The sequence below is a fragment of the Citrifermentans bremense R1 genome (assembly GCF_000426865.1).
Classification (GTDB): domain Bacteria; phylum Desulfobacterota; class Desulfuromonadia; order Geobacterales; family Geobacteraceae; genus Geomonas; species Geomonas bremensis.
Map to the genome: position 1 here is coordinate 103,304 of NZ_AUGE01000013.1, position 7,994 is coordinate 111,297.

Here is a 7,994-nt window from a genome sequence, read left to right on the forward strand (position 1 = left end):
TGATTCGGTGTCATAAAGTGACGGCGATGCCCCCTGTGGTGAAGAACGGCGTGCCCTTGGCGTTTGTCTTGATGCTGTTGGGCGCGCCCCGCGCCGCGCTGGCCGATGGCCTCAGCGGCTTCCTGGAGTACGGCTTCGGCAGTGGCACCAACAAGGTCCGAGACATATCTGGGGCAACCTCTAACAGCAGTAGCAGCAACTTCCTGCAACGCTACAACTTGGCTTTCGACCGGTCACTGTACCCGTCTTTGCTGCTCAAGGGGGGGGGGCTTTTTGAAGGAACCACCCAGCATGGCAGCTTCGAGGGGCGGGACAGCAGGTCCACAGCTGAGCGCCTCAGCCCATATCTGGAACTGAGTCTTAGAACCCCTTTTGTCGGTTCAGGCATCGGCTACCGGCGCAGGGAGGACATGTCCAGCGCCAATGGCGTCTCCGCTCCCAAGGAAATTCAGGATCTCTACACCTTCGACTTCAGCCTGAACCCGTCGGACCTGCCCACACTGTCCTTCAATTACGGGCACAGGGATCTGTACGATGAAAACCGCACCATGCGGAATATCGCGCTCGACGACTTCACCTGGTCCAGCAACTACAGATCGACGCAGGGACTCGAACTTAACTACGGCGGCGGCTACAGCTTGATGCAAGACCGTCTGCTCCAGTCGGAGAACACCTCGCTCAGCAATGCCGTACGTGCCGCCTACTCGGGTAAGATCCCGTGGCGAAGTGTCACCTATCAGACCAGCTACAACTTCAATATCCAGAATTCGCAGGTCTCCTCGGGGAGCGCGTACGTGTCCCAGGTTGGACAGCAGTTGGCCCTGATCACCGGCAACGTCAGTCCGACTGTTACCGAGGGACAGTTGGGAACCTTCCAGCCTCTCAACCTGGTAAGGCCCCAGAGCGAGCTTCCTCCCGCTGTTCCCAAGCAGAACAACATCGGGATGTCGTTCGCGGTGGACACAGAGGTGAACACGCTGTTCCTCGCCGTGACATCTGCGACGCTTGGTGGTACGCACCCGAGCGTCACTAGTCTTAAGAATTACGAGCGCCTGTTCACCTGGCAGATCTACACCAGCAAAGATGGAGTGAACTGGTCGATCCTCCCGGCAGGGATGGAACCGACGGTCGCGGTAGGCAGCAACCCCGCAACTGTAGGCGACCAGACAGGTTTCGTTTTCGACTTCAAACCTGGGGTGCGAACCAGGTACATCAAGATCGTCGAGACACCGGTCCCGTTGACGGCGCCGTTTCCCGCGGACATCAACCCGGACAGTATCGTGGCTGTGAGTCTGCAGGCGTCCACTGTCCTGCAGGCTGCCCCGGGGAAATCCGCTTCTTCCAGCAGTTCCGCCGGTGTTTTCAACTTCAACGCCAGGGCGCAGCTTTCGCCCAACGTCTCCTATGACCTCGGGCTGGTCTTTACCCACAGCAAGACAGATCAGGCGTCACTCAGCACGACCACGCTGGTCAACAACGGGCTTTCCCTGGTCTACCGCGTCAGCGACGCCGCCTCCCTGAACGGCCGTCTGACCGAGGAGTTCAGCCTCGACCCTGAGGGCGAAGTCCGGAACATGCTGACGTACAATGCAGCCTTTTCGTTGATGTCGCTGCCGACCCTGACGCACTCGCTGGTCTATGGCGGCAGGACCGAATTCGCGCCCGAGGGGACGGTAATCAGCAACTCGATTTTTCTGAATAACTCGGCCCAACTCTACCAGGGGCTCTCATCCGTCCTTGCCGCAGGGTTCAGCACCACCAGCCGGTCCACAGGTGAGGTGTCGGACTCGGTCTCCTTCACCTTCGGCGCCGATATCGTGCCGAACAGGTACGTGACCATGACCCTCAGCTACCAGGACCAGACCGGGCAGCAGAGCGGTGGCGGGAAGCCCGAAAGCAAAACGTATACGCGAACCGCAGCCGCGAACGTGACCTATCGACCCTTCGATGCTCTCTATCTTACCGGCGGGTACGGCCTGACGATGCAAGACAACAGGTCTGACGTCACACTGCAAAATTACAGCATCGGCTGGGCCCCCTTCCGGGGCGGCGACTTGCAGTTCGCATTCGGGTATAACGAAGCTCTCGACTCCACAGGCAACCAGAAGACGAAAAGCATGTTGCCCAGCCTCAGGTGGAATATCCGCCCGGGCGCCACCCTGGATATATCCTACAGCGTACAGCAGACGACCAGCGATTTGTCCGGCTCAACCGATTCCAGAGCCCTCAGCGCCCATTTGCGGATAGCACTCTAGCCTTATAGGAGCTCCACAATATGACAAACCCTAGAAAGACGACCGCCTGGAACCTCGTACTTTGCATGCTGCTGGCAGTGTCGGCACTGCTGCTCCCCGGCTGCGGCGGCAAAACCGGTGTTTACCTGGACTCCGCCATGGACTTCGGTGCGGTGCGCTCCGTGGCCGTCATGCCGCTTGCCAACCTCACCAGGGAGCAACAGGCTGCCGACAGGATCCGTGACGTCTTCAGCACCGCGCTCATGGCCAAGAGCGGCATCTATGTGATCCCCCCCGGCGAAGTCATGCGAGGTATCGTCAATTCCGGCATCGCCAACCCCAGCAGCCCCACGGCTGACGAGGTGGTCAAGTTCTGCAAGGCGACCAAGACCGATGCCGTTTTTACCGGGGTGATCCGTGAATATGGCGACCTGCGGTCGGGGACAGCCACCGCCAATGTTCTTTCGATGAGCATGCAGATGATCGAAGGGCAGACAGGTAAGGTCATCTGGTCGGGGGACACAACCCAGGGGGGGATCAGCATGACTGACCGCCTGTTCGGAGGCGGCGGCCAGCCGCTCAACGTCATAACGGAAAAGGCGGTTTATGATCTCCTGGGCAAACTTTTTTAGAAAGATCGCCATCCTGGCGTCGGCGGCCCTGATCTGCCTGCCAGGGTGCGCCGCCCACCAGGCCGTACAACCGGCGGGTTCCGCGACCGCTCCCGGGTTTAAGTTTGTCGTATTTCCTGTCGACAACCTGACCGGAGCCTATGCCCCGACCAGGGAATTCGGCAAGGCGTGGCTTAGGAAGCTTCAGGAGTTCGAGATTTCTTTCATCGCCGATACGACGCGGGAAAAGATCCTGACTGAGCACCGACTGCGCTCGATCTCTGGCGTTGATTCCGTCTCCGCGAAAGCCTTTCGGGAGGAGGCCGGTGCCGGTGCCATATTCATCACCTCTCTCGAATATTATCGCGACATGTATCCGCCCAAGCTTGCCGTGTTCGCGAGGCTGGTCTCGACCGAGGACACGCCTAGGATCCTCTGGATGGACAGCGTCGGGATGGCAGGCGACGATACGCCGGGCCTGCTCGACCTCGGCCTCGTCAGGGATTACGAGACGCTGCAGGAGCTGGCTTTGGAGCGTTTGGCCGATTCCTTCGGCAATTGGCTTGACGAGCAGCGGCGTCACGTCGCTGTCGACGGTGTTGAGGGGCGCTTTAGCCCCAAACTGATGTACAACGAATCACCTATGCGGGAGGCGGAAAAAGCGACGGTTGCCGTCGTCCCCCTGTACAACGCCAGCCAAAGAAAACGCTCCGGCGAGATAATGCAGCTCCATTTCATCGGCCAGTTGCTGGCGACGGGGAGCGTCGAACCCATCGAGCCCGGCGTGGTTCGAGAGAAGATGCTCAATTCCCGCATGATAATGCGCGAAGGCATCTCGGCGAGGGATGTTGACATCCTTACCTATATCCTTGGGGCTGAGTACGTGCTTTCGGGGACGGTGTTCGACTACTACGATCCGCAAGGCGGCAGTGGAACCCCTGTGGTCGACTTCACCACCTTGCTGATGCGGAAGTCGGACCGCAAGGTCGTCTTCAAATCCAAGAGTTCGAATAAGGGGACAGACGGTGTTTACTTTTTCGACCACGGCAAACAGAACAATGCCAATGTCATGGCTGAGGGGATGGCGCGTAGCGTGGTGCGGAACGTGGTGCGGGCGAAATAGGTCCCACGGCTTTCCGCTGGAAGTAGAGGGCCATTTTTGAGGTTGATATTCGTACCGAATTTATCTAGGATTCATCGTCCGTTTTGGAGTCATAAGTTACTCAACTAATGTTGAAAGTGAGGAGCAATGAAAGCTAAGTTACTTACTACTGGAACCGTTGCAGTTATGGCCGGCATGGTATTGTGCATGGAGGTCTCGGGCTTCGCCTCGGAGCAGCCCGCACCTCAGGCAGTTGTGCAGCCGGTTCAGGTACCTGAAGCGAAAGGCGTAACGCCGGAAGCTGGCAAGGCTGGTACGGCTAAAACGGAAGCGGCCGCAGTCAGCCAGCCGGTTAACGACCAGACCAGGGCCGAGGGGGTCTACATTCACCTGAAGGCGCCGTTTTACTCCCCGCTTTTCTTCGATGTGCCTCTTGCCTCGGTGAATGACGAGAAAATCACTCTTGGGGATCTGCAAAAAGCACTGATGTCTTTGCATGAAAAGATTACCGAGGAGAAGGAGGTCTCGGCGAAGAAAAATTTCATGGAGCCGCTGGAGCGCCTGATCAACGTCAAACTTGTGGTGCAAGAAGCGAAAAACATGGAACTCGACAAGCAGGATGAAATAAAGAGTAACCTCCAAAAGTTCGCAGATCAGCAGCTGAGGCAGGTTCTTTTCCTTGAAAGGGTGAAGGACATCAAGCCTGACGAGAAGAAGGTCCAAAAGGAATACCGCGACGCGATTAAGGAAACAAAGCTGAAAAGCGTAATGTTTCTGAAAGAGAAGGACGCCAAGACCTTCCTCGATGAACTTAAGCACGGCAAGAAGTTCGACGAGCTGCGCGACAAGGTCCTGAAGGAAGGAAGGGCGGAAGCGGTAGGGCAGGACGAGCGGCAGTTCGCCACCAACGCAGCCCTTGGGCCCGTCGTCAGCGCCGGGCTCGCCGACGTCAAGGCCGGGGGCATCAGCCCCATCATCGAGATCACGAACGGCTTCATCATCGCCAAGGTCGAAGAGATCCGCTATGTCGACAATCCTGAAGCCGTGGAGCAGGCGCGCAGCAAGGTACTTAGCCAGATGAAGCTCGATAGCCTGAAGGGATATAAGGCCGAACTAATCAAGAAATACGCCAAGGAAGACACCAAGCTGGTGAAGTCCCTTGACTTCGAGGCCAAAAAACCGGGGTTCGAGAAACTCCTCACCGATAAGCGGGTGGTGATGTCCATCAAGGGGGAGGAACCGATTCGCGTCAGCGACCTGGCCGATGCTATGAACTCCAAGTTTTTTCACGGTATCGAGAATGCGGTCAAGGAGAAGAAGCTCAACCGGGAGAAACTGCTGGCGCTCGACGAACTCGAGTCGGTGCGGGTCTTCAAGAAGGCGGCCCTGGATAAAGGATTGGACAAGTCTGAAGAGTATCTGAAGAGGATCGAGGACCATATGACTTCGGTGCTGTTCGGGGCGTTTATAGAAAAGGTCATCAAGCCTGACGTGACCTTCACGGTGGCCGAGGTCAAGGATTATTACGAGAAGCATCTGTCCGATTACGTCGGGCCGGAAACTTTGCAGATCGCCGGCATCGCTTTCACGAAGAAGGATGATGCACAGAAAGCGATCGACAAGTTGAGGGAAGGGGTGGATTTCGCCTGGCTAAAAAATAACGCGGACGGCCAGGTGGCCAAGAACGCACGCGGCCTGCTCCAGTTTAACGAGGAGTCACTGACGCTGCAGAGCATGCCGGAACCGATGCAGAAGGTTGTGAAAGATGCCCGCAAAGGAGACTACAGGCTGTATGAAAGTCCGGAAGGGTACGCCTATGCCCTGTTTATCAAAGAGAAAGTAGAGGCGAAAGCGCGTCCTTTGGAAGAGGTGAAAGATGAAGTCGGCCAGAAAGTCGCCTGGCTGAACCTGACGCAGGACATAGAAAAATGGTTCAAGAAGCTGAGGGAAGCCTATCCCGTGAAGATTTATCTTGAGTCGCGGTAATGCCGGATTGGTTAAAATGCCAAAATTAGGCCAAGGGGATGGTATGAAAATGCACGATATGCGTAAGGGCAGGAGATTATTGGTTTTTATGCTGACGGCGCTGCTGACGGTGATGATTTCGTTCACCGGTAGCAGGACAGCCCTCGCCGCAAAGGCGTTTGTCCGTAAGGATTGTTCAGACTGTCACAAAAAATTCGACGACAAATTTTCCTCAGTGAAGTATGTGCACCCGATGGTGCACGACAAGAAGTGTGAGGACTGCCACCTGCGTCACGGCATTATCCCCAAACTGCTTCTCAAGCACGATGGTAACCAACTCTGCCTGAACTGCCATCCCGCCAACAAGATAGGTTTGAACAAGCCCAAGGTGCATACCCCCATTGTGAAGGGTAAATGTACGACCTGTCACAACCCCCATGGGTCTGATTTCCGTTATTTCATGAAGTCCGCCGGGAACGAAGCCTGCTTCCAGTGCCACAAGAAATCGGTGTTTGAGAAGAAGATTGTGCACAAGGTGCTCGTCGACAAAGGCTGCAGTGCCTGTCATGTGGCCCATAGCTCGGATTACAACAACCTGCTCTCCTCCGAGGTGCCGAAACTTTGCCTGAACTGCCACGACAAGGGTAGCGCGTCCTTCAAGAAGGCGCACGGCAACTACCCAGTCGACCAGAAAAACTGCACTGTATGCCACAACCCGCACTCCTCGGATCAACCCAAGCTGCTCAAAGGCAGCGTGCACAACCCTGTTGCCTCCGCCGGATGCGACGGCTGTCACAACCCTCCCAATTCGGCCAATCCCTTCGGTGTTTCTCTGAAGAAGGGGGAGCTGTGCGCCCAGTGCCACGAAAGCGCCTCCCTCAAAGGGGGCGGTACCGTCGAGCATATGCCATTCAAGGAAGGTGACTGTCTGTTGTGCCATAACCCGCACGCTTCTGAGCAGACAAAGCTGTTGGTGCAGGAAGGCAACGATCTCTGCAAGGTCTGTCATGCATCGGAAACGGCATCGCACCTTTTCAAGCACAAGGCTGTGACCGATGGCAAGGGGTGCCTGTCCTGCCACAAACCGCACGCTGCCACCAAGAAGAAGCTTCTAGTCGCTGAGGGTGCCGACCTTTGCTACACCTGCCATGCGAAGACCAAGGAGGCGCTGAAAGGTAAGGACGTGCACGAGCCCTTCTCCGGCGGGGAGTGCAGCAGTTGCCACGATGCACACGGCTCCAACTTCACCGGCATGATGAAGGACCGCATGGATACCGTCTGCTTCAATTGCCACAGCGACGCGGAAACCCGGTTCAAGAAGAATTACACCCACAAGCCGGTCCAGGATTCCAACTGTGCTGCCTGTCACAAGCCGCACTCCTCCGATCAGAAGAAGCTCCTGAAGGGTGTGGGTGCACAGTTGTGCTCGTCATGCCACGCCGAACTCATGAAGCCTATAAGCCAAGGGATCAACCACCAGCCCTTCACCGATGGGGACTGCCTTGGCTGCCATGATCCCCATGCCAGCAACATCCAGGGGATGATCACCAGCAACCAAAGCGAACTGTGCGTTAACTGCCACAGCGATCTCAACAAAAACGCGAAGGATGCCAAGAGCAACCATGCTCCCTTCACCAAGGGGGACTGCACCAAGTGCCACAGCCCGCACAAGGCGAAACTCAACAAGCTGCTTCTTGCGCAGAGTCCCGACCTCTGCGTCAACTGCCATAAGGACATCAAGGATAAGATCGCCCGGCAAAGGCCCCACCCCCCCGCGCAGAAAGATTGCTCGACTTGCCACCTGCCGCATCTCTCCAAGCAGAAGTCTCTTCTGGTCGAGCCGTTGCAGACGATGTGCGCGGAATGCCATGAAGTCGAAAAGCCTGCTTTCGTCAAAGCTCATATAGGCATCAAGGCCGCCGACATGGATTGCATCAGCTGCCACAGCCCGCATGCTTCGAACGATCCCAAGTTTTTCAAGGACGTCGTGCATCCTCCGTTTGCCGGCAGAACGTGCGATGACTGCCACATAAAACAATAGCCATTTGAGGAGCTTTACTATGATAAATAGACATAAGGTAT

At 56.6% G+C, this 7,994-nt stretch carries 5 protein-coding genes; all 5 read left to right on the forward strand.

Features of this window, described 5'->3' with window-relative positions; all coding sequences use genetic code 11:
* Positions 1 to 17 precede the first annotated feature (17 nt).
* The 5 genes from K419_RS0110095 to K419_RS0110115 all read left to right on the forward strand — a co-directional run bounded on the left by K419_RS0110095 (position 18) and on the right by K419_RS0110115 (position 7,953).
* Positions 18 to 2,255 carry a discoidin/SUN/FTP domain-containing protein gene (locus tag K419_RS0110095; RefSeq protein ID WP_156912201.1) on the forward strand — a complete coding sequence of 746 codons (2,238 nt, stop codon included), beginning with the start codon at positions 18 to 20 and terminating at the stop codon, positions 2,253 to 2,255.
* Positions 2,256 to 2,275: 20 nt separating this feature from the next.
* Positions 2,276 to 2,866 carry a GNA1162 family protein gene (locus K419_RS0110100; RefSeq protein ID WP_026841480.1) on the forward strand — a complete coding sequence of 197 codons (591 nt, stop codon included), beginning with the start codon at positions 2,276 to 2,278 and terminating at the stop codon, positions 2,864 to 2,866.
* Entirely contained in the window at positions 2,841 to 3,968 is a 1,128-nt protein-coding gene (locus tag K419_RS0110105; protein WP_026841481.1) for a hypothetical protein, read from the forward strand. Before K419_RS0110100 ends, K419_RS0110105 begins: the two co-directional genes overlap by 26 nt.
* A 126-nt stretch (positions 3,969 to 4,094) precedes the next feature.
* Positions 4,095 to 5,933 (forward strand): peptidylprolyl isomerase, encoded by a 1,839-nt coding sequence (locus K419_RS21920; protein WP_084154184.1) that lies wholly within the window; start codon positions 4,095 to 4,097, stop codon positions 5,931 to 5,933.
* Positions 5,934 to 6,021: 88 nt separating this feature from the next.
* Complete coding sequence (locus K419_RS0110115; protein WP_084154186.1) at positions 6,022 to 7,953, forward strand: cytochrome c3 family protein; 1,932 nt, start codon at positions 6,022 to 6,024, stop codon at positions 7,951 to 7,953.
* Positions 7,954 to 7,994: the final 41 nt, after the last annotated feature.